Origin of the sequence: Rhizobium sp. AN6A (assembly GCF_900215635.1) — a bacterium.
Lineage (GTDB): Bacteria > Pseudomonadota > Alphaproteobacteria > Rhizobiales > Rhizobiaceae > Agrobacterium > Agrobacterium tumefaciens.
This window is the reverse complement of record NZ_OCNC01000004.1, coordinates 2,803,740-2,828,343: the sequence shown is the minus strand read 5'-3', so window position 1 is coordinate 2,828,343 and position 24,604 is coordinate 2,803,740. Positions and strand designations below refer to the sequence as shown.

At 57.2% G+C, this 24,604-nt stretch carries 24 protein-coding genes, 3 tRNA genes and 1 pseudogene; 15 read left to right on the top strand and 13 right to left on the bottom strand.

What is annotated here, in order from left to right:
• Positions 1–4 precede the first annotated feature (4 nt).
• Together CRO62_RS26565 and CRO62_RS27330 are read right to left on the bottom strand one after the other, a co-directional pair.
• The gene (locus CRO62_RS26565; RefSeq protein ID WP_097103363.1) at positions 5–1,303 is read right to left on the bottom strand and encodes an efflux RND transporter periplasmic adaptor subunit; all 1,299 of its coding nucleotides are present in this window, start codon (positions 1,301–1,303) and stop codon (positions 5–7) included.
• 5 nt (positions 1,304–1,308) lie between these two features.
• Positions 1,309–1,767, bottom strand: a complete 459-nt coding sequence (locus tag CRO62_RS27330; protein WP_179784638.1) for a hypothetical protein — start codon at positions 1,765–1,767, stop codon at positions 1,309–1,311.
• Here CRO62_RS27330 and CRO62_RS26555 point away from each other — a divergent pair.
• Positions 1,760–2,497, top strand: a complete 738-nt coding sequence (locus CRO62_RS26555; protein ID WP_097102923.1) for a DUF429 domain-containing protein — start codon at positions 1,760–1,762, stop codon at positions 2,495–2,497. The two genes, CRO62_RS27330 and CRO62_RS26555, sit on opposite strands and share 8 nt — an antisense overlap.
• Positions 2,498–2,504: 7 nt before the next feature.
• Here CRO62_RS26555 and CRO62_RS26550 read toward each other — a convergent pair.
• Both CRO62_RS26550 and CRO62_RS26545 read right to left on the bottom strand, forming a co-directional pair.
• A tRNA-Arg gene (locus tag CRO62_RS26550) sits at positions 2,505–2,581 on the bottom strand.
• Positions 2,582–2,632: 51 nt separating this feature from the next.
• Positions 2,633–2,938 carry an ETC complex I subunit gene (locus tag CRO62_RS26545; protein WP_003495468.1) on the bottom strand — a complete coding sequence of 102 codons (306 nt, stop codon included), beginning with the start codon at positions 2,936–2,938 and terminating at the stop codon, positions 2,633–2,635.
• A 265-nt stretch (positions 2,939–3,203) separates the two neighbouring features.
• Between CRO62_RS26545 and CRO62_RS26540 the strand changes: the two genes are divergently transcribed.
• Positions 3,204–3,280 (top strand) — tRNA-Pro (locus CRO62_RS26540).
• 54 nt (positions 3,281–3,334) lie between these two features.
• Here the strand turns inward: CRO62_RS26540 and CRO62_RS26535 are convergent.
• Together CRO62_RS26535 and CRO62_RS26525 are read right to left on the bottom strand one after the other, a co-directional pair.
• Positions 3,335–4,477 (bottom strand): annotated as a pseudogene (locus CRO62_RS26535) (ceramide glucosyltransferase).
• Positions 4,478–5,060: 583 nt separating this feature from the next.
• A complete protein-coding gene (locus CRO62_RS26525) occupies positions 5,061–5,330 on the bottom strand; it encodes a DUF982 domain-containing protein (protein ID WP_097102917.1) in 270 nt (89 codons plus the stop codon).
• 211 nt (positions 5,331–5,541) lie between these two features.
• Between CRO62_RS26525 and CRO62_RS26520 the strand changes: the two genes are divergently transcribed.
• Positions 5,542–5,790 (top strand): BON domain-containing protein, encoded by a 249-nt coding sequence (locus CRO62_RS26520; RefSeq protein ID WP_003515953.1) that lies wholly within the window; start codon positions 5,542–5,544, stop codon positions 5,788–5,790.
• A gap of 59 nt (positions 5,791–5,849) precedes the next feature.
• Here the strand turns inward: CRO62_RS26520 and CRO62_RS26515 are convergent, their stop codons facing one another.
• The gene (locus CRO62_RS26515; protein WP_179784637.1) at positions 5,850–6,335 is read right to left on the bottom strand and encodes a DUF192 domain-containing protein; all 486 of its coding nucleotides are present in this window, start codon (positions 6,333–6,335) and stop codon (positions 5,850–5,852) included.
• Complete coding sequence (locus CRO62_RS26510; protein WP_013636345.1) at positions 6,335–6,913, bottom strand: cold-shock protein; 579 nt, start codon at positions 6,911–6,913, stop codon at positions 6,335–6,337. Before CRO62_RS26510 ends, CRO62_RS26515 begins: the two co-directional genes overlap by 1 nt.
• A gap of 190 nt (positions 6,914–7,103) precedes the next feature.
• On the opposite strand from CRO62_RS26510, the gene CRO62_RS26505 reads away from it, so the two are divergent.
• The 3 genes from CRO62_RS26505 to CRO62_RS26495 all read left to right on the top strand — a co-directional run bounded on the left by CRO62_RS26505 (position 7,104) and on the right by CRO62_RS26495 (position 9,845).
• Entirely contained in the window at positions 7,104–7,544 is a 441-nt protein-coding gene (locus CRO62_RS26505; protein WP_003515949.1) for a VOC family protein, read from the top strand.
• A 157-nt stretch (positions 7,545–7,701) separates the two neighbouring features.
• A complete protein-coding gene (locus CRO62_RS26500; protein ID WP_179784636.1) occupies positions 7,702–8,958 on the top strand; it encodes a YcbK family protein in 1,257 nt (418 codons plus the stop codon).
• Between the two features lie 143 nt (positions 8,959–9,101).
• Positions 9,102–9,845 carry a glycosyltransferase family 25 protein gene (locus tag CRO62_RS26495; protein ID WP_097102915.1) on the top strand — a complete coding sequence of 248 codons (744 nt, stop codon included), beginning with the start codon at positions 9,102–9,104 and terminating at the stop codon, positions 9,843–9,845.
• A gap of 11 nt (positions 9,846–9,856) precedes the next feature.
• Here the strand turns inward: CRO62_RS26495 and CRO62_RS26490 are convergent, their stop codons facing one another.
• Positions 9,857–10,366 (bottom strand): pyridoxamine 5'-phosphate oxidase family protein, encoded by a 510-nt coding sequence (locus CRO62_RS26490; RefSeq protein WP_323455520.1) that lies wholly within the window; start codon positions 10,364–10,366, stop codon positions 9,857–9,859.
• Between the two features lie 527 nt (positions 10,367–10,893).
• Positions 10,894–11,475 (bottom strand): DUF1003 domain-containing protein, encoded by a 582-nt coding sequence (locus CRO62_RS26485; protein ID WP_097102911.1) that lies wholly within the window; start codon positions 11,473–11,475, stop codon positions 10,894–10,896.
• A gap of 797 nt (positions 11,476–12,272) precedes the next feature.
• Between CRO62_RS26485 and CRO62_RS26480 the strand changes: the two genes are divergently transcribed.
• A complete protein-coding gene (locus CRO62_RS26480; protein WP_179784635.1) occupies positions 12,273–13,733 on the top strand; it encodes a Tad domain-containing protein in 1,461 nt (486 codons plus the stop codon).
• A gap of 21 nt (positions 13,734–13,754) precedes the next feature.
• Here CRO62_RS26480 and CRO62_RS27755 read toward each other — a convergent pair whose 3' ends face one another.
• Together CRO62_RS27755 and CRO62_RS26470 are read right to left on the bottom strand one after the other, a co-directional pair.
• Positions 13,755–13,940, bottom strand: a complete 186-nt coding sequence (locus CRO62_RS27755) for a hypothetical protein (protein WP_323455519.1) — start codon at positions 13,938–13,940, stop codon at positions 13,755–13,757.
• Positions 13,941–14,310: 370 nt separating this feature from the next.
• Positions 14,311–14,386 (bottom strand) — tRNA-Lys (locus CRO62_RS26470).
• A gap of 341 nt (positions 14,387–14,727) precedes the next feature.
• Between CRO62_RS26470 and CRO62_RS26465 the strand changes: the two genes are divergently transcribed.
• Positions 14,728–15,474, top strand: coding sequence for a cytochrome c biogenesis CcdA family protein (locus CRO62_RS26465; protein WP_025593718.1), 747 nt, complete (start codon positions 14,728–14,730; stop codon positions 15,472–15,474).
• Between the two features lie 35 nt (positions 15,475–15,509).
• Positions 15,510–16,448 carry an AEC family transporter gene (locus CRO62_RS26460; RefSeq protein WP_097102907.1) on the top strand — a complete coding sequence of 313 codons (939 nt, stop codon included), beginning with the start codon at positions 15,510–15,512 and terminating at the stop codon, positions 16,446–16,448.
• Here CRO62_RS26460 and CRO62_RS26455 read toward each other — a convergent pair.
• The gene (locus CRO62_RS26455) at positions 16,432–17,640 is read right to left on the bottom strand and encodes a UbiH/UbiF family hydroxylase (protein ID WP_097102905.1); all 1,209 of its coding nucleotides are present in this window, start codon (positions 17,638–17,640) and stop codon (positions 16,432–16,434) included. The genes CRO62_RS26460 and CRO62_RS26455 overlap by 17 nt on opposite strands.
• A 209-nt stretch (positions 17,641–17,849) precedes the next feature.
• Here CRO62_RS26455 and pcsA point away from each other — a divergent pair, with 209 nt between their 5' ends.
• From pcsA to CRO62_RS26425, 6 genes are all read left to right on the top strand, one after another.
• Positions 17,850–18,575: a phosphatidylcholine synthase gene (gene pcsA / locus CRO62_RS26450; protein ID WP_097103357.1), complete on the top strand. Its 726-nt coding sequence runs from the start codon at positions 17,850–17,852 to the stop codon at positions 18,573–18,575.
• 212 nt (positions 18,576–18,787) lie between these two features.
• Complete coding sequence (locus CRO62_RS26445) at positions 18,788–20,344, top strand: ABC transporter ATP-binding protein (RefSeq protein ID WP_179784667.1); 1,557 nt, start codon at positions 18,788–18,790, stop codon at positions 20,342–20,344.
• Positions 20,334–21,425: an ABC transporter permease gene (locus CRO62_RS26440; RefSeq protein WP_097102903.1), complete on the top strand. Its 1,092-nt coding sequence runs from the start codon at positions 20,334–20,336 to the stop codon at positions 21,423–21,425. Before CRO62_RS26445 ends, CRO62_RS26440 begins: the two co-directional genes overlap by 11 nt.
• Positions 21,425–22,345 carry an ABC transporter permease gene (locus tag CRO62_RS26435; RefSeq protein WP_019566110.1) on the top strand — a complete coding sequence of 307 codons (921 nt, stop codon included), beginning with the start codon at positions 21,425–21,427 and terminating at the stop codon, positions 22,343–22,345. The genes CRO62_RS26440 and CRO62_RS26435 overlap by 1 nt, the downstream gene beginning before the upstream one ends.
• A 37-nt stretch (positions 22,346–22,382) precedes the next feature.
• Positions 22,383–23,456, top strand: coding sequence for a BMP family ABC transporter substrate-binding protein (locus CRO62_RS26430; protein WP_097102901.1), 1,074 nt, complete (start codon positions 22,383–22,385; stop codon positions 23,454–23,456).
• A 232-nt stretch (positions 23,457–23,688) separates the two neighbouring features.
• A complete protein-coding gene (locus CRO62_RS26425) occupies positions 23,689–24,426 on the top strand; it encodes a FadR/GntR family transcriptional regulator (RefSeq protein WP_097102899.1) in 738 nt (245 codons plus the stop codon).
• Positions 24,427–24,604 lie beyond the last annotated feature (178 nt).

Below are 24,604 nucleotides of genomic sequence, written 5' to 3'. Positions count from 1 at the left end.
TCCGTCAGCCGGCGTTGCGGGCTGAGGCGTCGGTAATCACCAGATCATCGGCCTTCAACTCGCCCGATTTTACCACGGTATGCTGGCCATCGGTGGAGCCGGTTTCGATCGAAACCGAGACGGGCGTGTTGTTGCGCAGCACCCACACCGTTCTTTTGCCTGTCGCGGCCGGACCGGCATCGCGGTTCTGCGACCGGCCCATGCGGGGAGGGCGGAACAGGCTCATCAAGCCACCGCCACGGGAGGCGGATTCGCGTGGCGGCGTATATCGGAGCGCGGAATTCGGCACAAGCAGCGTATCCTTGATCTCCTCGACGACGATATTGGCGGTTGCCGTCATGCCGGGGCGCAACAGCAATTCCTCATTGTCCACTGTCAATATGCCCTTGTAGGTCACCACGTTCGACACGGTCTCGGAGGCGAAACGCACGGTCTCTATTTCCGCCGGGAAGCTGCGGTCGGGATAGGCATCGACATTGAAGGTGGCCGTCTGCCCGGTTTCAACCTTGCCGACATCCGCCTCATCCACCGACACCTGCAATTCCATATGGCGCAGATCACCGGCAATGGTGAACAGCACGGGAGCGTTGAGCGAGGAGGCGACGGTGGCGCCGGGATCGACACTGCGGGTGAGGATGACACCATCGATGGGCGAGACGATCTTCGCCTTGCCGAGATTGACCTCGGCCAGTCGCAAATCCGCTTCCGCCGAAAGCACGGTCGCCTCGTTGACCTGTAGCGTGGCGCCGGCGGCATCGTGGTTGAACTGCGCGGCGTCCAGATCCTGCTGGCTGGAGACCCGGCTCTGGACGAGCGACCGCAGGCGCTCCATCGATGTTTTTGCCGAGCCGAGATCGGCGCGCGCCTTCAGCACATTGGCCTTGGCGGAGGCAAGCTTGGCGCGGGCGCTCTGCACGTCGGCCTCCAGCTTGTTGGTGTCCAGCTCCGCCAGAATATCGCCTGATTTGACCGGGCTGTTATAGGTAACGTTGACCTTGCGAATGGTGCCGGACAATTCGCTCGATATGTCGACCTGATCGGTCGGCTGGACTGAGCCGGTGGAGGTTACGATGACGGAAAGGTCGCCCTGTCTCGCCGCTTCCGTGGTGTAGGTATAGGCGACGCCTGCGGCACGCGACTGGTAATAATATCCAAGGCCCCCGCCGATCAGCACCACGGCTGCTGCGGCATAGAGATAGCGGCGCGACTTCTTCTTTCTACCTGACCTGCTGGTACCCAGAATGTCCCGCAGATCGGGCTGGCTGTTTTCCGTGTCGCGGCCATTGGTGTTGGCGTCATTCATTTTCGTCACCCGCAAAATTCAAAATACCACAGAGGATTGTTTCCAACCCCTGTTTCCGGTCCGTCTGTCGCTGTTTGTATTCCTCTGATTGTGGGAAGTGACATAGCTTGCCCAAAGGGGGAAGTGAAAACTTGGTAATATTTATGATAGCTCTGGTCTGCTAGAGATAAATCCGAAAAGGCCGATGCCATTGATGTGGCGCCGGTTTCAGCAGCGACATGCAGGACGATGATATAATGAACGACAATGTGGTGAAGTTCCGCAAACCGGCGCCCCCGAAAAAGCCGCGCCAGCCGCTTGGGCCAAAATCGAAAAAAGCCCTGACGATCGCCGCCATCATCGCTTTTTTTGCCGCCGCCTGGGGGTATTTTACGCTGTTCGGGCAGGGGTGACATTCTGAAAGCCGTATTGGGTATAGACGCCTCATGGACTGTTACCCAGCCGAGCGGGGTCGCCTTGGTCATCAACGACGGAACAGGCTGGACGCTGCGTGCCGCCGCATCTTCCTACGTTGGCTTCCTTGCCTGTGGAACCGATATCTCGGTTCTCGCTGATCGCCCGAGGGGATCAATTGCCGAAGCATCAGCGCTTCTGGCGGCCGCAGAAGCCCTTGCGGGATGCAAGATCGATCTCGTTACGATTGATATGCCGCTCTCGCATCAACCGATTATTGCCCGCCGTGCTTCGGACAATCTGGTGTCTTCCGCCTATGGTTCCCGGCAATGCGGCACCCACACCCCAAATGCAATCAGGCCCGGCAAGGTCAGTGATGATCTCAAAATGGGGTTTGAACTTGCGGGATATCCGTTATTAACCAGGGAAATCAGCAGTCCCGGTCTGCTCGAAGTCTACCCGCACCCTGCGCTCGTTGAACTGACCAAAGCCGCGAAACGGCTTCCGTATAAGCAGGGAAAAGTCGGCAGCTACTGGCGGTCGGATACGTCCGCAGACCGTCGCGCCAAACTCCTCGAGGTCTTGTCGTTCATCATCGCACATCTCGATCGACGGATAGATGGGGTTGCCGATGCACTCATCATTCCCGCGACGAACGCGAAGGGATGGGAGATGAAGGCTTTCGAGGACAAGATGGATGCCGTCGTGTGCGCCTGGGTAGGGATCTGTGCTTTGGAGAGTGAGGCAGTGCCGTATGGCGACGACATTTCCGCGATCTGGATCCCGAAAGCGGCAGTTTAGATGAAGATGGCGACCCCTGCAGGATTCGAACCTGCGACATTCGACTTAGAAGGTCGACGCTCTATCCAGCTGAGCTAAGGGGCCGTCGTGCCGGACTATCATTGCTCCGGCTGAAAATCGTTCAGTGCGTCTTCTTCAATGCGTCCAGGGCTGGGTGCGGTTGAAGCGGAAATTATCCGTGTAGGATACAACCTTGCGGGTCGCTTCCTTCGGCTGGATGACGCGGTATTCGATGCCCTTGCGCTGCGCATAGGCTTCAGCCTGTTCCTGCGTCTCGAATGTCAGCTTGACCTGCTGCTTCATGTCGGATGTCGAGGTGTATCCCATGATCGGATCGATCTTGCGCGGGACCTCAGCGTCGAATTCCAGAACCCAGACATTGGTTTTCGCCTTGCCGGATTGCATGGCGGTCTTTGCAGGGCGGTAAATCTTCGCAGACATGTCGAAACTGCTCCGGTTGGGCGGTGGGGCATGCGCCCCGGATTACTATTCACGTACCTGAATAGAATAACCAAATCGTGTCAGGAACGCTGAATTTGAAATGGACCGACTCCATGTGAGAGTCAAGACGATTATCCCTTGCGGCCTCTTCAAGGTCCCACCGCTTTGCATGAGTTTTCGATAATCGAGACAATGGGCTCAACAAAGATGAATTTCCCTGTTGCGGACTGCGGGTGAACCGTGTATTCCCCAGCCATCGCCTCGGCGGAGTGTAGCGCAGTCTGGTAGCGCATCTGGTTTGGGACCAGAGGGTCGGGAGTTCGAATCTCTCCACTCCGACCATTTAAAGCGAAACATTCGCTTGTCGGCGTAACCCCTTCAAAGAATAGCTTCCGTTCAGTCCGCTGAAGGTCCGGCCAAAGTGCTTTCGGCCGTGCCGATCGTCATGACATTGCCGCGCCATGCAACCGCGCTGCCGATCCAGCTGCGTACCCAGACGAATGGCATGATGACATCCCGCGCGACCATTGCCGGAAGGGTATAGAGAGATATCGGCCACCGGTTGAGAGCTGCGAGCGCCAGTTCCGGGCCGTACATGATGGCGAGTACGGCAACCGCGGTGACGGCAAGGTTCGCATCCGCGGCAACGGCGGCAGCGAGTGCGAAGAGGAGCGGGGGAAGCGCGCCGGTGAGTATTTCCGGGGCGAAATATTGCGGGAAGGTGACGCGCCGTAGCCGCGCCCAGCGGGTCTGCCGCGACCAGATCTCACCGGCATGGCGCTGTCCGAGCGGCTGCTCGAACGGGGCCGACACCAGATGTACCTTGCGACCGGCATTTCTGACCAGCTTCGTGGAGGCGGCATCTTCGGCGATTTCGGCGGCGAGCGCGCGGATGCCGCCGCGCTCTTCCAGGAACGGCTTGTTCCACAACATCGATTTGCCCTGCGCGAAGCCCATGCCGATGGCTTCCGCCGCATATTGCCAGCGGCCTTGCGAGCCGTTGAGGAAGGCGCATTCCACATGTGCCCAGAAGCCGTCCGGCCGGGAGCCGAGTGGCGGCGAGCAGACCAGTCCGCTATCCCGCCGCCAGGCCGACATCATGGTTTCGATATAGGATTGCGGCATCAAAACATTGGAATCGGCCAGAATGACTCATTCGTGCCGGGCAGCACGCCAGCCCTTGACGCAATTGTTCAGTTTGGGATTGGCGCTGATGCGATCATCGCCGATGAGCAATTGCGCTGAAACTGCGGGGAAGGCCGCGCTTGCCTTGCGCACTTCCTCGATCACGGGATCGAACTCGTCGGCGACGCAGAACAGCAGCTCATAGTCCGGCCAGTTGAGCTGGAAGGCGCGCGACAGCGTCAGCGGTGTGAAAGTTTCGATGCCGCGCAGCGGCACCACCAGCGATACCGGCGGTTTCTGCCGGACGAGTGCACTGTCCGTATCGCGTCTTTTCAGCCGCCAGCCTGCCAGAACGACGCCGAGAAGATTGAAGGCGAGGAGCAGAATTGCACAAAGGGCAAAAACAGTTTCCATGCTGGCCAGTTCCACTCCCAAGCTTTCAGCGGTTTACCCGCCAACCGATTCCATGGAATTCGTCATTGCGGATTATAACGTTTGCATGACAGTTACATGTCATCTTCCGCGGGCAGGATCCGACTTCGGTCGTTCATGCGCCTCTGGCGCACCGGTCGATGCCGCGTTTGTTACCGAGAAAGCGTGAACAGTTTTTGCAGGCTCCCTGTTCGCGAGGGGAGACGGTTGTTTGCCTGGTTTGAATGCCATAACGACGAAGCGGGCGTGTCGCGGTGTCAGGAATAGTCACGTCGAAACACCGATTGGAAGAACGAAATCTATCCGAGTATTGACTGCCGGTGCCTGAGGAAAATTAAGACGATGTATCTGACAGCAACCCTCGATCCCTTTGCTCCTGGTCATTTGAATGGGACAAAGCTCAGGCTTCAATAAAACGGGCGATCCACGCAGGTGGATTGCCCGTCGTTTTGACCTCTGGAGGCATGTTGACGAACGCAGATCGACCTGCCGCTCATCCGGTTGTCATCACCGTAAGTGATTGATATTTAGCCTATAATATTCGCCAAACCTTCCGCATGACGACCTAGTGGATGTTCAGAATATGCGCGTGGCTGCTTGCGACCAGAAACGATTCCCGCGCTTTTTCGATGTCGCATTTTCCGGCGATAGCATCGAGACAGTTCCTGCGTGCGTCCTCATATTCCGGTCCGTGTTCTTCCGGCCAGCGGTACATCAGCATGTCCAGCGCCACTAGCGGGCTGTAGATTTCCACCGCTGCGGATAGCGGCAGGTGGATCGCCACCGGCTTCATCCACGAGGCGTGGTGACACGGCTCCGTTCTGTTAATCAGCATGTCATTCTCCTCCCTGTTTCATGCGCCTTGACGGCAGATTTCACTCCCATGCGCGAAATGCTCACCTCACGAAATGGTTCCCGATCACCTAAAATGTGATCGGGCAGGGGGTTCCAATTTGCCAAGATGAATGGAAGATGAACGAATTGATGAACCGGAGATGAACAAAACCGTGATTCGGGCATTGTAATAGCCAAGAAGGAGAACGCACATGTTCAATTTGTCAGGCATTCAGGAAAGCTTCTTTGGAGACCGCATGGCGGGTGTGTGCGAGGCTATCACCTCTGCACTGGCTTTCGAAAACGGTCTCGAGAAGTCGCGGATTTCCGCAACCGTCGAAAATGACGTGATCTATCTTGAAGGGACGGCGGATTCGGTCGAGGCAATCGACATTGCCATCAATCTTGCCGCATCCATTTCCAATTGCCGGATTTTGAGCCATATCGAGCCGGTCTACTGACATCTTGCCGGCCGGGCGAAACGTCGTCCGGCCTTTTCAGACGCAGTAACGCGGCAACGTCATTTCCGGTTGCCGATTTGTGCACTGCGGACCACATCGCCCGGTCTGATACCGTAGCGTTTGGCAGTGCCGCCATTCAGTTCAAGCACGAATTTTACCGACCCACGGGAGCTTATGATCGCTTCCGAATGCGGCACGGCGTTTTCGTGGATATGGGTTATGCGCCCGTCCCGGGCAATGAACAGCATGTCGAGCGGAATGAGAGTATTCCTCATCCACATGGCCACATCCCGCTCCTTGCCGAAATCAAACAGCATACCGCTTCCAAGCGGCATGGACTTGCGAAACATCAGGCCCTGTTCGCGCTGGGCGTTGTCCAGCGCCAGTTCCGCAACAAATTCGTGGGTTTCTCCTGAAGCGGTCTTGATCGTCAGCGGTTCGGATTGAAACGTCTGCTGCTGTTGAGCCTGTGTGGCGCTTGAGAGCGTGAAAAAAAGAAGCGCCAGAACGGCGCTCTTCATCAAGTTGCGAAACACAGCGGCCATCAGTGCGACATCCCGATCGGGGCAGGGTTGTCGGGGTGGATTTCCGCCGCCATTAAACCCTTGTCGCCATCGCCGAAGCGCACCAGCACCACCTGGCCCGGCCGCAGTTCCGTGAGGCCGAAACGGCGCAACGTCTCCATATGCACGAAAATATCTTCGGTTCCTTCGCCGCGCGTCAAGAAGCCGAAACCCTTAGTGCGGTTGAACCACTTGACGATTGCACGCTCAAGCCCGCTTGACGGCGTGACCTGCACATGGGTGCGCACCGGCGGCAGCTGCGACGGGTGAACGGCGGTGGACTGATCCATCGACAGGATGCGGAAGGCCTGAAAGCCGCGGTCACGCCGCTGGATGAGGGCAACGATGCGCGTACCCTCAAGAATGGTCTGATATCCATCGCGGCGCAGGCAGGAGACATGCAGCAGCACGTCCTGCATGCCATTGTCAGGCACGATAAAGCCGAAACCCTTGGCAACGTCGAACCATTTCACCGCGCCGGTGATTTCGGTCAGGTCCACGGCATCGGCCGAAAGGTCCTCGACATCGACTATCGTTTTCGATGACATCCTATCAGCCATATCCTGCCAACCCCTCGATTACGCGCCACACACCGGTCAACTGATTCCTGTGTACCAGATTAACATCTTGGTAACGGTTCCACGCAAGCCCTAGTTTTTGATTTGCGTAGCTGCTTTTATGTCGCCGTCCTTGTCCGGGGCTTGCGATCATGCGTTTATGGCCCGGAAAAGCGTATTGGAGAGGAAGAAAATGCGGTATCTGCACACGATGGTTCGCGTCAAAGACCTTGGCGAATCAATGAAATTCTATTGCGACCTGATGGGTCTCGAGGAAATACGCCGGATCGAAAACGAAAAAGGCCGTTTCACTCTGGTTTTTCTTGCAGCGCGCGACGATATCTCTGCGGCGCGGGAAAAAAAGGCGCCTTCCCTTGAACTCACCTACAATTGGGACACCGAAGATTACACCGGCGGCCGCAATTTCGGGCACCTGGCCTATGAGGTCGACAATATCTACGACTTCTGTGCCCACCTTCAGCAAAATGGCGTCGTGATAAACCGGCCGCCGCGTGACGGTCACATGGCCTTCGTTCGTTCGCCCGACGGTATTTCCTTCGAAATCTTGCAGAAGGGCGAAAGCCTCGCGCCAGCCGAACCGTGGATATCTATGCAGAATACGGGTTCCTGGTAGGGTTTTCCTGACCAGAAGCGACGATTTCGGTCACTCTTGCCTTGTCCGGATGGGTTGAGGCATAGTCCGCGAATCGAAACGGCATGTCCTGTTTTGAAAAAAGCAGACGATTCCGTTCCCGTGCTGCTGTTGTAAATGCAAGATACGGAGGCCACCCATGAAAGCTGTCGATAGCGCGAAAGGACGCGTTGCCTGTCAGCGTCTTGTTGTCGCGGTTTCGTTGCTCGGGCTTGCCGGATGCGTTTCAGCGGTGACGGATGACGACATGGCTGCCAATAGCAAGAAGCCGGCGATTTCCGCCGAGCAGAAGGCGCAGGCGGCATCGGCGGTTCATAACCCGGCCGCCAAACAGCAGCAGGGGCATTATGTGGATCCCGCCGTGGCCTCGGCGACCGGCGGGGCCGTTGCGGCCCAGCCGCAGGCGCTCGGCGGCCCCGCACAGGGCTACGGTGCCGCCGCCGATATTGGCGGCCTGACGACGCAGCCGACGGCGATTTCCGCGGGTACATCAAGCATCTATTCCAGCAGACCCGCCGTTGCGGCAGGGGCTACAGCCGCAGCGGGTGCACCTTCCCAGGGGATCGCACCCGCCGTCAGCAGCGTCTATTCGGCACCAGTGCTGGCGACACAGCCGCAACCGGTATCCGCAACGGGACAAGTGCCGACTGCTGTACCGGTACCGGCAGAACAGCACAGCGAAAACCGTCAGGTGGTTCCCGTACCGGTGCCGCAACATGCGTCGGAACAGCTCGCCGCTGCTTCAGCGCAGTCTTCCGGAGACGGGAAACGGGCAGGCGAGGGGCAGGAAAGTGAGGGCACGGTCGTGCCGCTTGCAGCTTTTTTCGCCGGTGCGGCAAAGAAGCGCCTTCCGAAAATGATCGAAAACGGTACGGCGGAGAATACGCAGGTTGCGGCGCTCTCCGGCGGGTCGGACAGGACGATGGGTATTGCGCTTTCCGGCCGTTCGATGATGTCTGACGAATTCGACGATGCGCATCTCGAAGACGAGGATGACCAGCCGGCCGGCCTGATGAAGCTTGCCTCGCTCTCCGGCCTCACCCGTGTTTCTCCGAACGGCCTTTTCCTGCAGACCGATCATGTTGAAGTCGGTTGTTTCAAGCCGGAACTGGTGCGCATGATCAAGGATGTCGAGCGCCACTACAACAGCCCGGCTATCGTCACCTCGGGTTATCGCCCGCCAAAGGGCATAAGGCAGGGTTCCAAGCACTACACCTGCGATGCAGCCGACATCCAGATCAAGGGCGTTTCCAAATGGGAGCTTGCGTCCTATCTGCGGTCGATGCCGCAGCGTGGTGGTGTAGGCACCTATTGCCACACCGAATCGGTCCACATGGATACGGGCGAAGCCAGAGACTGGAACTGGCGCTGCCGCCGCACCGCCCCGCGTAAATAATCTCGCGCCGGATTCTCGAACCATCAAAGCTTGCGCGTTTCTCGCCTGAAATTCTGCCGGTGTGGAAATCACGGCATGCAGACAGGGTGCGCCACATGCTGTAGGAGACGGTTTCCCGACCCTATGCGCATGGTGCTTTCCGAATGCTGCCGATATCCGCTTTTCCCGTTTACATCATCTCTATCGCCAGAGCGCGCGCCCGTCTTGAAAAGATGCTGAACGGAGCATCAGGTCTCGGGCTGGATTTGCGCCCGGTGGAAGGTGTTGACGGCAAGACCATCCCCGCTGCCGAATGGACGGATTTTAACAGGCGCGGCTTTGAGCTTCGCAACGGCCGTCGTGCCCTGCCCGGGGAGTATGGCTGTTATGCCAGCCATATCAAGGCACTGGAGATTTTCCTCGCCACGGATGCGCCGGTGGCCGTGATCGTCGAGGATGATGTTGCCTTCACGCCTGACTTCTCCGATCGGGTCAAGGCAATGGTCGCGATCATGCCTGAGAATTCCATCGTAAAGCTGACCAATCACCGCCACAGAGGTTTCAGAGCCCGGAAGACCAGCGCTCTCGGAGACAAGCTGGGGCGCTGCATATATGGGCCACAGGGATCGTCGGCCTGCTATATCATCTCACGCGGTGGAGCGGAGCGGTTTCTGAAAGCGGCAAGGGTGATGACGCTGCCTTTCGACCGGGCGCTGGAATGCGGCTGGGGTTACGGCACGCATGTCTACGTCACCGAAAAGGATTTTCTGCCGTTCGGCGATCCGGACACGCTGGTCGGCACGCGCGCGGAATATCGCGGCAGCAAATTTGCCCGGTTGAACCGGGTGCCAGCCTATCTCTCCAGTTTTTATGACAATATCGCGCGGTATGTGTACGCCTATCTATAGAGGGAGGCCGCTTAACGCACGAAATCTTCCCTCTGGACCGCTTTGCGGCCCGTGAGACTTTCTTTTTGAATGCTGAAGAAAATCGGCTTGGTGGAGTCCGTTCCAGTTTCGTGCGGATGGATCGTTGAGCCTCCCGGCTCCCACCAGTTCGGGTGTTTCTGGATCAGAGACCAGGCGTAGATCCGCTCACTTTGCCATTGCTCGTTATCTTCAAGCTCCTGATAGAGGCCATGAAGAATTACGCTTGTCCACGTGCTGGTGTTTTTGACCTCATCGACCTGAAGGCAAACATGAGGGTTCAGGCGCATATTCTCTATCTTGGCTCCCATCATCGAGAAGCTGTAGACTCCACCCTCGTGAAACACGAAATGGATCGGCACGACATAGGGCCTGTCATGATCGATACAGGCAAGATGCCCGAAGCTTATCCGGGAAAGGAATGCGATGCATTCCGCCGATGTCATTTCTTCCAGATGGACACTTGACGCCATGATGATCACTCCGTTCTGGGCAGGCGACAACGATCATCTGATCGCGCCGCCTTCATTTTCCCATCTCTCGACAGCCGGGCTTCCGGATTTTTGGGTAGACTGCAATATGTCCCGGTTCTTATGGTGAGGAGCCGACGCAGACGGGATTGGTTTACGCCTGCCGGAACCGCGTCGAATGGCGGCGATCAGAACCCGCCTGCACGCGTCGAGTTTCGTGGAGCCGCATAACGTTGCAGCACCTTTTTCAAGCCTGTCGATCGCCTTGACGAGCAGGGGCGCACGATCTGGATCGACATTTCGTTTTCGATTGATGGAAGACATTTCGTCCTCCTTTGGTTGGGGCCAAGGCAGATGCGCCTTCACACAACAGCGCCCGCTTCAAATGCTGCCATTGATTTATTCTGCGCTCTATATGAGGGATGCGCAAGCACATAGCTCGTCTGGAAACCATCCCTGAAGTGCTGCAGCTGCTACTGTACGACCGGCGCACAAAGCGCGTTCCGTTGCACATGGAATCAGCGCGCAGGCGCGATTTTCCGTATTTTGGCGTAAATTTTCTAGCCTGTTTGTTTCAGCACGAGTTTTGTCAAAAGGTCGATCTGCTGCTGCTGTTTATCGACGAGGGCTTTCAGCTCGATAGAGCGCATCCGATCGAACTTATCGTGCAGCGCCATGATTTCGATCTCCGCCTTCAGATTGACCTCGTAGTCGTGTGCGGCGTCGATCCGATCCTTGGCCGCATGGCGGTTCTGGCTCATCATGATCACCGGCGCCTGAACCGCTGCGAGCATGGATAAGATGAGATTGAGGAAAATGAACGGGTAGGGATCGAAGGCGTTCGAAGCCGCGATGATGTTTGCGCTCAGCCATATCGCAAGCAAAGCCGCAAATATAAGGATAAAGGTCCAGGAACCGCCGAATTTGGCAACCGCATCCGCAAGCCGCTGGCCGGGCGTCAGTCTCTCGTCGAAAACCGCATTCGCGTCCGTCGAGATGGTGCGCCTTGCTGCAAGACGACGAAATATTGCTTTTTCCCTGTCCGGCAGCAGCTCAAGCGGTTTCCCCAGATAACGGCTCGCTCCCTCCGCCAGATCTTGAGGTATGAGCATGTCACTGTCGTCTTCGATATGGATTGCCATTGCTCTTTCTCCCTTGGCCCGCGCCAATCCGACGACCGCCTCCGGACCGAAGGCCGCCCGCATATTGCCCCCGACCGGTCGGGTATTGCGACATCTCACCTTACCATGCTTTGCATGATCGGCTTTATTGGCCCGTTCGCTAGCCAGGGGACGGCGTGTCGCGGCGATTTGCGTTTATCTTGAAGGCAGTTTCAGGGACGAGATCTGTCGTAACGCAACGCTGATACGCAGGTTCCTGCTGGTAATCGGTTTAATGCAGCTTTGAAGTGTAATTTAAGTATACATATAGTTTTAGTGATAAAAAATATAGTTTTTCGAAAAAATAATTAGGTAACTATTGTGCGTTTTCAGGTTTTTGTAATATTGATATTTATCATTTTGAGTTATAAGCGGAGAGTAACCGTTTAATCGTGTATATGTGAATCATTTTCAATGGAAATTCCGTCCTTTTTTGTTTCTTTGCAGCGGTTGATCCAGGCGGTGATTCCGCTTTGGCGGACCTCGTCAAATGGGGTGTCCTAATTGGCACTGTGGCTGCGAACCCGAGAACTTCATTCCGGTCACGCCAGTTCGGAGGCTGATCTTCGAAACGCTGAATCGGCTTTGCAGATCGCTCGCGCTGATCTCGACCTCTCCATCGCTCAGCCCTCATGACGCAGCGCGCGGTCAGCAAGTTACCGTCAGGTTGGTGAGCGTGCTGATTACCAATCTTTGATCGGCTCGATCAACGCCAGTTGCAAGGTGACGATACCTATCAACTTATCCCTATTATGACGCATTTCTTGAGGACTATACCCATGCGCGCTATACATCTGGCGTTTCGCAATTCACGTAAATATATTCTAAAACAATGGAAATCTTACAAGCAAAATGAAAAAGGAACATTTGCTGTACTGAGCGCCATTTTATTGCCCTGCATTATTATTGCGGCTGGTTGTGCTTTAGATTTATCGAGATTGTTAGCTGCAAAGACCGAGGCGCAAGGATCACTCGACGCGGCTGTACTCGCGGCTGCTGTGGCGGGAAGATCCGAAGATAGTGAACTCAAGGAGATTGTGATCAACTTTCTCGAGGGCCAAAGGCCAGGTTTGTCGGGTGCGATCTCGCTGGTAGAATTCAACCGCTCTCGAAATCCAAATGTCCTATCCGCATCAGCCAGCGGTACTCTTACGACAACCTTTATGAAATTGGTTAATATCAAAGAATTGACATTTTCAATAACCGCGGAGGCTAAATGGGCCACGGAACAGACCATTGAGGTCGCTATGGTACTGGACAACACATGGTCGATGAATGGGGAGAAATTACAAGCGCTCAAGAAGGCTGCAACGGAATTGGTCAGCGTATTGGAGAAAAACAAGGAGCCGGGTGGGATTCTTAAGATCGGTCTCGTCCCTTACGCCGATTACGTGAATGTAGGATTGTATAATCGCTTTCGTAGTTGGGTCTCTGTTCCAGATGAGTTCACTACTAAGCGTTCGTGTGAATGGAAGAATACGGAGAGGATATGCGAACGCGGCGAGTCTAAGAGTTGCTCAAGAACTGTAGACGGCGTTACTGAAAGGTACGACTGCACACCGTATCGATGTGAAATGAGAAACGTCATGCCTTATGAGCGATGTGTAGGGGGGGAGCAATATAGTTGGCATGGATGTGTGGGTTCTCGAACTTCAGGGACATTACGCCTGACAGACGCTTCGCCAAGCGACCGGTATCCGGGGATCTTAAGCCCCACGAAAAATTGCCTGGATCCGATAATTCCGCTCACCTCTGAGCTTAATCAGGTGCGTTCGGGTATTGTCAACATGGTCGTACAGGTGGGGGCATATAAGCCTTCGACCTATATTCCGGCTGGGCTAATTTGGGGGGTCAATATCCTCTCGCCAACGAGACCCTTCTCGGAAGGTCTTGCCTACGATGACGATAACAGACGCCCCCGAAAAGTGCTGGTGCTTATGACAGATGGGGCCAATACGATGAAGCTCGATCAATCGACTGGAAAACATCTCGACACCAGCAACGACAATGAGTTGAGTAAGACGTATAGCGACATGCAGTCGATATGCTCGTATGCTCAATCCAAGAAAATTGACGTGTATACGGTGTCGTTTCTGGTTGATGACCGGATAGGCGAAAATGCGATGCGTAGCTGCGCGACATCGCCGAAGTATTACTTTGATGCGAAAAACGCTAAAGAATTGAAAGATGCATTTTCGAACATAGCGGCATCTCTTTCATCTATTACTCTAACGAGATAGGGTGACTTATGGTCCATGGCACTATCTTGTATCCACCTGAGAAAAAGATCTATGATTTACTGACTGGAGGAGTGGCGGCCGCCGCTTGCGGCTGGCGCTGCATCGCCCGAAACCCCTTCGCACCGTGGCCGCCGTGACGGCACTGAGGCTCATCTTGCCGAAGTAGGGTAGGATGTTGTTGTCGATACCCGCCTCGTGATCCTTCATATAGCGCGGATTGCGCTGGCCGTTGGTGAGCGGTACCTACTCCAGTAGAAACTGTTTTAGTCGCGTTGGGTACAAGTCTTCTCGGTCTTCAACTGGCCGATACAGCTCTTGCCGCGAAGCTCCGGATACCAGTCCTCGGCAAACTCTTTGGCCAGAGACAGACTGTCGGTTTTTGTGCTGACGCGCCACTCCCTTCCTTCGAGGTAGGTGGAGCATTACCATAGGGAGCTGTCGGCACGGCGGTAGACGCGGACCTTATCACCGAGAACAGAACGCGAGTCCATTTCACCATCTCATACGGCGCGAGACATGTGTCAGGATTATTCTAGCTGATTTTAGGCCGGTTTCGATATTAAGTGATTGATTTTTATGGTGAGAGCGCAGGGATTCGAACCCTGGACCTACTGATTAAAAGTCAGTTGCTCTACCGGCTGAGCTACGCTCTCCCGTGTCGGGGCTGGGATGCCCTTCGGAAGTGCGCGGAACATAGGTAGAGCGATCCGTTCGGTCAACCCAAAAAAAGCGCTTTCTACAATCAATCCGGTTTTTTTTGTCGCACCCCCGAAAAGGTGATTGGAGAGAGGGGGCGGCTGGGGATAAAAGCGGCTTCAGACATGTCTGGGAAACGGGTGAAATCGTTTTGCGGCAATGGCATGCGCCAAAATGAGAGCGTGAAACGCGGCGAATCTCGGGAATCGCGACGCGCCTTGCTTATCTTTTTGCGCGTGACGTTATCCCAAAACCGATTCCCGCTTTTGGGAGACATGCGTCAATGCGGAGTTCTTTCTTGTCGATTGCCGATATTTCCCTGTTCAGCGCGCTTCTGGCCGGTGCCCTGTCATTTCTGTCGCCCTGCGTCCTGCCGTTGGTGCCGCCTTACCTCTGCTATATGGCCGGTGTTTCGGTGGAGCAGTTCAGGACGGAGAATACCGCGCCGCGGCCTGAAATCCGCAGGGCCGTGCTGTTTTCGGCTTTCTTCTTCACGCTTGGTTTTGCCACGGTCTTCGTGGCGCTGGGTGCCGGTGCTTCGACGATCGGCACGCTGTTGCGCCAGAACCTCGATATTCTCGCCAAGATTGGCGGTTTCATCATCATCCTGATGGGCCTTAACTTTCTCGGCGTTTTCCGCATTGGCCTGTTTTCGCGCGAGGCGCGGTTTCAGGGGGCGGGCAAACCGGCCACGCTTTCCGGCGCCTATGTCATGGGCCTTGCCTTTGCCTTCGGCTGGACGCCCTGCATCGGTCCTGTCCTCGGCGCGATCCTCGGCGTTGCCGCCTCGCGTGACACGGTTGGCGATGGCGCGATGTTGCTTGCGGTCTATTCGCTTGGCCTTGCAGTGCCGTTCTGGATTGCTGCCGCCTTTTCCGGTTCCTTCATGCGTTTCCTCGTCCGTTTCCGCCGCCATCTCGGTCTTGTGGAAAAGCTGATGGGTGTGTTGCTGGTGCTCACCGGCCTCGCTTTCATGACCGGTTTCATCACCAATGTGGCGATATGGTTCCAGGAGACCTTTCCGATCCTGATGAAAATCGGCTAAGCCTCCCCGCGTATTTCATACGCGGGGGAAAGACTGTGGCCGATATCGTCGGATTGCTTTTGCCGTTTTTCGGCCTGATCTTCATCGGCTACGGCGCGGCGCGCATAACGAAACAGCCGGTCGAGGCGATGGGCTGGCTGAACACCTTCATCATCTACGCGGCGCTTCCGGCGCTGTTTTTCAAGCTGGTGTCGAAAACGCCGGTGGAAGAACTGACGCGCATGGATTTCGTTGCCGCCAGTCTTGCCTGCACCTACGGTATTTTCCTGCTGGTGTTCCTGATCGGCCGGTTCGTGAGAAAGAACAATCTCGCCGAAACGACGATCCAGAGTTTCGCGGCGAGCTACGGCAATATTGGCTATATGGGGCCGGGGCTTGCGCTTCTGGCGCTCGGTGAAAAAGCGGCAGTGCCCGTCGCGCTGATCGTCTGTCTCGAAAACGCCGCCCATTTCATCGTCGCACCGGCGATGATGGCGGTTGCGGGCGGTGACAAGCGCTCTGCGGCAAGGCTTGCGCTGGATGTGGCGCGCAAGGTCATTACTCACCCGTTCATCGTGTCGGTAATCGCCGGTTTTCTGGCTGCTTCGCTGTCATGGCAGCCGCCGGAGGCGGTGCAGCGGCTGGTGGATTATCTGGCGCAATCGGCAGCACCCTGCGCGCTGTTTGCCATGGGTGTCACGCTGGCGCTGCGGCCAATGAAGCGGGTGCCGGTCGAAATCAGCTATATCGTCCCGGCAAAGCTTATCTTGCATCCGCTTGCCGCTTATCTTGTGCTCTCGTCGCTCGGGCGGTTTGAGCCGGTATGGATCTATTCCGCCGTGCTGCTTGCGGCCTTGCCGACCGCGACGAATGTCTTCGTCATCGGCCAGCAATATCACGTCTGGCAGGAGAGGGCGTCGGCGACGATCCTGATCTCGACGGTGCTTTCGGTCTTCACGCTGACGGGCGTGGTTTATTTCATCCAGCCTTTTTGAAGCTGCCGAACAGCAGCGAGGGCAGGGCCTTCAATCCGCGCCCCGGCTCGATGCCTTCGCGCATGACCATGCTTCTGAGCGTGCCGATGCCGGATAGCACATGCAGGCCCGCCGCACGCGCCATCTGCACCGGCAGTAGATCGGAAAGCAGCGACCGGTTGAGGAGATCGACGCTGAGGGTGCGGGTGTAGACATCCGCCCGCCGCTTGCGGTCGAAGCTGCTGCCGGCATCCGCCGCAATCGGGCGGTCGGAGACGGCGCCGAGCAGTTCGGTGAGGGCGATGATGTCGCGCAGGCTGAGGTTCAGACCCTGTGCGCCGATGGGCGGGAAACCATGCGCAGCCTCGCCGATAAGGGCGACGCGGCCCTTGCCGAAGCGGTGCGCGGTCATGGAAGACAGCGGCCATGCCTGTACGCTGTCTTCCACCGTAACGGCGCCGAGCATGGATTGCATGCGCTCCTCAACCCTGAGGCTGAGCGCGTCAAGCGGCAGCGCCGTCAGCTCTTCCGCTTGCGCCGGCGTGACAACCCAGACGAGGCTGGAGCGGTCGCCGGGCAGGGGAACCTGCGTGAAAGGTCCCGTGGGCGTATGGAATTCTGTCGAGACATTGCCGTGCGGGCGGCTATGGCTGAAGTTCAAAACGATGGCCGTCTGCGGATAGGACCAGGATTTGACGCCGATCGCGGCTGCATCCCGCACCATCGACTTCCTGCCATCCGCGCCGATCAGAAAATCGGCGGAGAGCGCTTCACCGTCGCCAAGCGTTACCGATACACGGTCGTTGCCGATATCGATCGTCTCGGCGGTGGTGTCGAAGCGGGTAATATTGTGTTCCTGTTCGACCGCTTCGCTAAGCACGCCAAGCAGCGCCGCGTTGGGAATATTCCAGCCGAATGCATCCAGCCCGATTTCAAAGGAGCGGAACTGCACGGTGGGCGCGCGCAGCAGGCGGTCGGTGCCGTCAATGATCTGCATGGTGGAAAGACGGGCTGCGGCAGGCGCTATGCGCGACCAGAGGCCAAGGCGGTCCATGAAGCGGATCGACTGGTCCATCAGCGCCGTCGTGCGCCGGTCCTTCTTTTCGCTGGAGGGCGCAACAAGCGCCACGTGGCGGCCCGCCCGCGCAAGCGCTATGGCCGCAATCTGGCCCGCAAGTCCCGCACCGGTGATGGCGATATCGAAGTGTCTCATGGTCCTGATCCGTTGTTATTTCCAAGGCATCATAAAGGCTTTGCGTGGGTAAATCCACTTTGACCCCGGAACATCCCGGCGTAAACATTCGTTGGTTGTACCGCTATATTAGTCCTAGGATAAGCCAGATCAGCCGGTTGCAAAGCGTGGTGAATGGCCGCATACCGGAATGAATAGGGCGGATGAAAAGCGGGGCGCAGACGCTGACCATGAAAATTTTCAACTACAAGCGTGTTCCCTACGCGGAAATCCGCGCCTTTTCCGTTCATATTTTGACGGCATCCGGGTCGTTTCTGGCTTTTCTTGGCGTCGTCGCCGCTTCCGAACACCGCTTTGTCGATATGTTCTGGTGGCTGGGGCTTGCGCTGCTGGTGGATGGCATTGACGGACCCATCGCCCGCAAGGTTCGGGTGAAGGAAGTTCTGCCCAACTGGTCCGGCGATACGCTCGACAATATCATCGACTATGTCACCTATGTGCTCTTGCCCGCCTTTGCGCTTTACCAGAGCGGCATGATCGGCGAGCCGCTGTCCTTCGTTGCGGCTGGCATGATCGTGGTGTCCAGCGCCATTTATTATGCCGACATGGGCATGAAGACAGATGAATATTTCTTCTCCGGCTTTCCGGTGGTGTGGAACATGGTGGTGTTCACGCTGTTCGTCATGGATGCCAGCGCCACAACAGCCATGACCGTCGTTACCGTTTCGGTGTTCCTGACATTCCTGCCGATCAATTTCCTGCATCCGGTGCGCGTGAAGCGATTGCGGCCGCTTAATCTGGCAATCGTGTTCGTCTGGTGTGCGCTTGGCGGTTATGCGTTGCTGATGCATTTCGAAACGCCATACTGGGCGGTGATCGGCTTTGTGGCGAGCGGGCTTTATCTCTATTGCATCGGCGGAATATTGCAGTTTTTCCCCGCGCTCGGCGCGAAATAAGAAAAGCGTAAAGCCGTTTATTGCTTGTGCAAATTGCATTTAAGCAACGTCTTTTTCAGTTGTGCGCAGCAGCAAAACAGTTATCAATAAATCATGATCGCGCAGCATTGCATACGTGTTGCGGCCTGATTGGGAACAATGACCACGGTTGCTGAAATGCTTCGAAGAAAGCATGGGCAGCCGGTGTAGAGAGGGAATTCGTGACTGGAACTATGGCGCCGGAGGCCGTGCCTCTCCTGTCCGTTCGCAAGCTGACCAAGCTGTTCGGCAATTTCGCCGCATGCAACGGCATCGACCTCGATATAGCGCCGGGCGAAATCCACGCGCTTCTGGGTGAAAACGGCGCGGGCAAGTCCACGCTCGTCAAGATGCTGTTCGGCGTGCTCTCGCCGAGCGAGGGTGATATCGTCTGGCAGGGTCAGCCGGTTTCCATAGGTTCGCCAAGCGAGGCCCGCAGGCTCGGCATCGGCATGGTTTTCCAGCATTTCTCCCTGTTTGAGGCGTTGACGGTTGCTGAAAACATCGCCCTGTCGCTGGACCCGAAAATTTCATTGAAGGAAATCGCCAAGGAAGCGGAACAGCTTTCGCGCGCCTATGGCCTGCCGCTTGATCCCAATGCGCATGTGGCCGATCTTTCGGTTGGCGAGCGCCAGCGTATCGAGATCGTGCGTGCCCTGTTGCAGAACCCGCGCCTTATCATTCTCGACGAGCCGACCTCGGTTTTGACGCCGCAGGAGGCGGACAAGCTGTTCGAGACGCTGGCCAAGCTGAAGGCCGAAGGCCGTTCGGTACTTTATATCAGCCACCGGTTGGAAGAGGTGCAGCGTATCTGCGACCGCGCCACCGTTCTGCGCCATGGCAAGGTTACGGGCGCCTGCGATCCGCGCAAGGAAACACCGGCATCTCTGGCGCGCATGATGGTGGGCAGCGATGTCGCAAGCGTTTCGCGACCGACGGGCGATGCCCTCGGTCAACCGCAGATCGAAGTCATGGGGCTTTCCGTTGCGCCGCGCACGCCGTTTGCCGTGGCGTTGAAAGCGGTTTCCATGACTGTGCGCGCCGGCGAAGTGCTGGCGATTGCCGGGGTTGCCGGAAACGGGCAGGGCGAGTTGTTCGATGCGCTTTCGGGCGAATATCCGGTCTATAATAATGATGCGATCCATCTGCGTGGCAAGCCGGTCGGTCGCATCGGCATCAATGGCCGGCGGCTGATGGGCGCCGGTTTCGTACCCGAGGAGCGCCATGGCCATGCCGCCGTTCCCGGCATGAGCCTTTCCGACAATCTTCTGCTGGCGCGGGCGCGCTCCGACCGCAAGGCGTTTCTGACGGGCGGTTTTCTGCGCATCGTCAGGGGTTCAGCTATCAAGGCGGCGGCGCGGCGGATATCGGAAATTATGGATGTACGCAAAAGCGGCGCGGACCCGCTGGCGGGATCGCTGTCAGGCGGCAACCTGCAAAAATTCATCGTCGGGCGCGAACTTGATCGCCAGCCCGCCGTGCTTGTTGTCAACCAGCCGACATGGGGTGTGGATGCGGGGGCGGCGAGCCGTATCCGGCAGGCGCTGGTCGATCTCGCCAAGGCCGGCTCGGCCGTCATCGTCATCAGCCAGGACCTCGATGAAATCTTCGAGGTTGCTACCAATATCGCGGTCATTTCCGATGGGCAGCTTTCGCAGGCCTATCCGGTGGAAGACATGACGCTTGAAAAGATCGGCCTGCTGATGGGCGGCGTCCACACACAGTCAGGAGCCGCCCAGCATGCGCATTGAGCTTGAAAAACGGGCAGGGATCTCGAAGCTATTTACCCTTCTCTCGCCGCTTCTGGCACTGGTGCTGACGCTGCTCGTCGGCGCCATCATGTTCGCCATACTCGGCAAAAATCCGCTCGATGCGCTTTACGCCTTTTTCATCGAGCCTGTGCTGGAGGTCTGGTCGCTGCATGAGCTGGCGATCAAGGCCGCACCGCTGATCCTGATCGCGGTTGGCCTGTCTATCTGTTATCGCTCCAACAACTGGAACATCGGCGCGGAAGGACAATTCACCATCGGCGCGATCACCGGTTCCATTCTGCCGGTGCTTTATCCGGACTGGCATTCGCCACTCATCCTGCCGTTGATGCTGGTGATGGGCGCCATCGGCGGCGCGCTCTATGCCGGTATTCCGGCGCTGTTGAAGACGAAGTTCAACACCAACGAAATTCTCGTCAGCCTGATGCTGGTCTATGTCGCGCAGCTTTTTCTCGACTGGCTGACGCGCGGCATGTGGCGCGATCCGGGCGGCTATAACTTCCCGCAGACGAAGCCCTTCAACGAGAGCGCAGTGCTGCCGGAAATGCTGGCATCGGGGCGGGCGCATTGGGGTTTCGTGTTTGCCATCGTGGCGGCCATCGCGCTGTGGTTCATGATGCGTTACATGCTGAAAGGCTTCGAGGTCACGGTTCTCGGCCAATCGGCGCGGGCAGGGCGTTTTGCCGGTTTCTCATCGAGCCGCATGGTCTGGTTTTCGATGCTGCTTTCCGGCGCGCTTGCCGGGCTTGCGGGCATTTCGGAAGCCTCGGGCTCCATCGGTCATCTTCAGCCCAGCATTTCTCCGGGTTACGGCTTCACCGCCATCATCGTCGCCTTTCTCGGCCGCCTCAATCCGCTCGGTATCATCCTCTCCGGGCTGGTGCTTGCACTGACCTATCTTGGTGGTGAGGCGGCGCAGCTTTCCATCGGTGTGTCGGACAAGGTGACGCGCGTGTTTCAGGGGCTGATGCTGTTCTTCGTACTCTCCTGCGATACGTTGATCTTCTACCGCATCAGGGTCGTCTTGACTGGCAAGGCGCATAACAGCCAAGGAGCGGCATGATGGATATGCTTCAGGCCATCCTTCTCACCGTCATCACTGCTGCGACACCGCTCGTCCTTGCCGCCTCGGGCGAGCTGGTGGCGGAGCGCTCCGGCGTCCTCAATCTCGGCGTCGAGGGAATGATGATCATGGGCGCGGTCTGCGCTTTCGCTGCCGCGCATATGACCGGTTCGCCCTATCTCGGCATTCTGGCCGGTATCGCGTCGGGCGCGGTTTTCTCGCTCCTCTTCGGTTTCCTGACGCTGACGCTCGTTACCAACCAGGTGGCGACCGGCCTTGCGCTGACCATTCTCGGTCTTGGCGTTTCCGGCATGCTGGGCGAAAGCTTCGTTGGCCTGCCGGGCGTCAAGCTGCAGCCCATCGTCTTTCCGGTGCTGTCGGAGATACCCTTCATCGGCCCCTTGCTGTTCCGGCAAGACCTGATCTTCTACATGTCCATCGCGCTCGTTGCCGGCATCAGCTGGTTTCTGTTCAAGAGCCGCACGGGTCTCAAGATCCGCGCCATCGGCGACAATCACGGTTCTGCCCATGCGCTTGGCATCAACGTCATCCGCACACGCTATCTGGCTGTCATGTTCGGCGGTGCGTGCGCGGGGCTTGCCGGCGCGCAGCTTTCGCTGGTCTATACGCCGCAATGGGTGGAAAACATGTCGGCCGGGCGTGGCTGGATCGCATTGGCGCTCGTCGTCTTCGCGTCCTGGCGTCCATGGCGGGTGCTCGCGGGCGGTTATCTGTTCGGCGCTGTCACCATCGGGCAATTGCACGCCCAGGCATTCGGCATCGGCGTGCCGTCGCAACTGCTTTCGGCGCTGCCCTATATCGCAACTATTGTCGTGCTGGTCATCATCTCGCATAATCGCCGCACGACCTTGATCAACACGCCGGCATCACTGGGCAAATCCTTCGTGCCGGACCGGTGAGAAAAACTTCCAGTCTCCAAACCAAACAGGGGTAAAAATGAAAAAACTGGTCATCGCACTTACTGCTTCCATAGCGGCTCTTGGAGGCGTCGTTTCTTCGGCTGAGGCCGCCGACGCAAAGAAGGTCTGCTTCATCTATGTCGGCAGCCGCACCGATGGCGGCTGGACGCAGGCGCATGAAATCGGTCGCGAAGAGCTGCAGAAGCATTTCGGCGACAAGATCGAAACGCCGTTCCTCGAAAGCGTTCCGGAAGGCCCGGATGCCGAACGCGCCATCGAGCGTATGGCACGTTCCGGCTGTGAGCTGGTCTTCACCACTTCGTTCGGCTTCATGGATGCGACCGTTAAGGTTGCCCAGAAATTCCCCAAGGTGAAGTTCGAGCATGCCACCGGCTTCAAGAACGCTGAAAACGTCGCGACCTACAATTCGCGTTTCTATGAAGGCCGCTACATTCAGGGCCAGATCGCCGCAAAGATGTCGAAGAAGGGTGTTGCCGGTTACATCGCTTCCTTCCCGATCCCGGAAGTGGTGATGGGCATCGACGCTTTCGTTCTTGGCGCGCAGTCCGTCAATCCTGAGTTCAAGGTCAAGGTCGTCTGGGCCAACACCTGGTTCGACCCCGGCAAGGAAGCCGATGCCGCCAAGGCGCTTATCGACCAGGGCGTCGATATCCTGACGCAGCACACCGACACGACGGCTCCGATGCAGGTTGCAGCCGAGCGCGGCATCAAGGCCTTCGGTCAGGCTTCCGATATGATCAAGGCCGGTCCGGAGACACAGCTGACCGCGATCAAGGACACCTGGGGCGCTTATTACATCAAGCGCACGCAGGCCCTGCTTGACGGCACGTGGAAGTCCGAATCCATCTGGGACGGCCTGAAGGACGGCATCCTGACCATGGCGCCTTACACCAACATGCCTGATGACGTGAAGAAGATGGCTGAGGAAACCGAAGCCAAGATCAAGTCGGGCGAGTTGCATCCCTTTACCGGTCCGGTGAAGAAGCAGGATGGTTCGGAATGGCTGAAGGCAGGTGAGAAGGCTGAAGACGGTGTTCTGCTCGGCCTCAACTTCTACGTTGCCGGCGTGGACGACAAGCTGCCGCAATAATGTGACACGCAGGTACTAGCTGCTAACGGGACCGCGCATGCAATTCATGCGCGGTCTTTGTTATTTTGATGTGTTTTATTGTTCGAACGAAGTTTGGCTTTGCTTTTCACGCGCGTTGATGTTTTTCACTGTATTCTGCGTTGAAAATCGGGCTGCTTTCCTGGATTACACAAGTCAGGCGCGATTTTTACATCTTCAACCGAACGGAAGGACATGGAATTTGCAGCGCGGAATGCTCGATGCGGCGATCGGTTTTCGAAAGTTGCGGACAAATCATGCTCAGGTCGTTCACAAGCTCGGTCTCGATATCGTGTCCGGATTTTTCAAGACGGGTGACATCCTGCCGGGCGATGCCGAGCTGATGGAGCGGCTGAAAGTCTCTCGAACGGTGCTTCGCGAGGCGATGAAGACGCTCACCGCCAAGGGCATGATCTCCCCCAAGGCGCGCATCGGTACCCGTGTGACGGAGCGCGAAAGCTGGAACATGTTCGACAGCGAGGTGCTGCTCTGGCACTTCGAGGCTGGTGTCAGCGAGGAATTCCTGCTGCATCTCTACGATATCCGCCAGGCTTTCGAACCCTATGGCGCGGGTCTTGCTGCCGCCAGGGCAAAAGACGCTGATATCGCAAGGCTTGTCGCTTACGCCAACGAGATGGGCAACACGGCTTATTCCAAGGAAAAGCGCGCGCTTGCGGATATGAATTTCCACGTCCTCATCACCGAAATGTCCGGCAACCCGTTCATGCGCACCGTCGGTTCGCTGATAAAGGCGGCGCTGGCGGGCATTTTCCGGATGAGCAACCCGGAAGCCGATCCCAACGAGATTTCCGACGTGTCTGCCTCTCACCTGCGACTCGTCGAAGCGTTTCGCCTGCGCGATGAGGCGGCAGCCCGGCGCGAGATGGAAAGGCTGATTGAAAACGGCCGTCAGCAGATACTCGAATTCACGGCCCGTAACTCCCGCCCATAGATCATGTCAGCCTGCCGCTGATCACGTTTGATGAAAATCGGCGTGGAAATTTGGTGGAGATTTGCATGGTTTCTTAAGTGGGGCGCCGTTATAGCAGTGCCGGAAAGAAATCACCCATACGCCCGTCCGCAATGCTGGCCGGCGTAAAGTCAAACATTGCCCCTGTCCGGGCCACCTG

What these genes read in the sequence shown, in the direction of transcription:
- CRO62_RS26565 (WP_097103363.1), bottom strand. Translation starts at nt 1,303, where the DNA reads ATGAATGACGCCAACACCAATGGCCGCGACACGGAAAACAGCCAGCCC.
- CRO62_RS27330 (WP_179784638.1), bottom strand. Translation starts at nt 1,767, where the DNA reads ATGACCAAGGCGACCCCGCTCGGCTGGGTAACAGTCCATGAGGCGTCT.
- CRO62_RS26545 (WP_003495468.1), bottom strand. Translation starts at nt 2,938, where the DNA reads ATGTCTGCGAAGATTTACCGCCCTGCAAAGACCGCCATGCAATCCGGC.
- CRO62_RS26525 (WP_097102917.1), bottom strand. Translation starts at nt 5,330, where the DNA reads ATGCTGATTAACAGAACGGAGCCGTGTCACCACGCCTCGTGGATGAAG.
- CRO62_RS26520 (WP_003515953.1), top strand. Translation starts at nt 5,542, where the DNA reads ATGTTCAATTTGTCAGGCATTCAGGAAAGCTTCTTTGGAGACCGCATG.
- CRO62_RS26515 (WP_179784637.1), bottom strand. Translation starts at nt 6,335, where the DNA reads ATGGCCGCTGTGTTTCGCAACTTGATGAAGAGCGCCGTTCTGGCGCTT.
- CRO62_RS26510 (WP_013636345.1), bottom strand. Translation starts at nt 6,913, where the DNA reads ATGGCTGATAGGATGTCATCGAAAACGATAGTCGATGTCGAGGACCTT.
- CRO62_RS26505 (WP_003515949.1), top strand. Translation starts at nt 7,104, where the DNA reads ATGCGGTATCTGCACACGATGGTTCGCGTCAAAGACCTTGGCGAATCA.
- CRO62_RS26500 (WP_179784636.1), top strand. Translation starts at nt 7,702, where the DNA reads ATGAAAGCTGTCGATAGCGCGAAAGGACGCGTTGCCTGTCAGCGTCTT.
- CRO62_RS26495 (WP_097102915.1), top strand. Translation starts at nt 9,102, where the DNA reads ATGCTGCCGATATCCGCTTTTCCCGTTTACATCATCTCTATCGCCAGA.
- CRO62_RS26485 (WP_097102911.1), bottom strand. Translation starts at nt 11,475, where the DNA reads ATGGCAATCCATATCGAAGACGACAGTGACATGCTCATACCTCAAGAT.
- CRO62_RS26480 (WP_179784635.1), top strand. Translation starts at nt 12,273, where the DNA reads ATGCGCGCTATACATCTGGCGTTTCGCAATTCACGTAAATATATTCTA.
- CRO62_RS27755 (WP_323455519.1), bottom strand. Translation starts at nt 13,940, where the DNA reads ATGAAGGATCACGAGGCGGGTATCGACAACAACATCCTACCCTACTTC.
- CRO62_RS26455 (WP_097102905.1), bottom strand. Translation starts at nt 17,640, where the DNA reads ATGAGACACTTCGATATCGCCATCACCGGTGCGGGACTTGCGGGCCAG.
- pcsA (WP_097103357.1), top strand. Translation starts at nt 17,850, where the DNA reads ATGAAAATTTTCAACTACAAGCGTGTTCCCTACGCGGAAATCCGCGCC.
- CRO62_RS26445 (WP_179784667.1), top strand. Translation starts at nt 18,788, where the DNA reads ATGGCGCCGGAGGCCGTGCCTCTCCTGTCCGTTCGCAAGCTGACCAAG.
- CRO62_RS26440 (WP_097102903.1), top strand. Translation starts at nt 20,334, where the DNA reads ATGCGCATTGAGCTTGAAAAACGGGCAGGGATCTCGAAGCTATTTACC.
- CRO62_RS26435 (WP_019566110.1), top strand. Translation starts at nt 21,425, where the DNA reads ATGGATATGCTTCAGGCCATCCTTCTCACCGTCATCACTGCTGCGACA.
- CRO62_RS26430 (WP_097102901.1), top strand. Translation starts at nt 22,383, where the DNA reads ATGAAAAAACTGGTCATCGCACTTACTGCTTCCATAGCGGCTCTTGGA.
- CRO62_RS26425 (WP_097102899.1), top strand. Translation starts at nt 23,689, where the DNA reads ATGCTCGATGCGGCGATCGGTTTTCGAAAGTTGCGGACAAATCATGCT.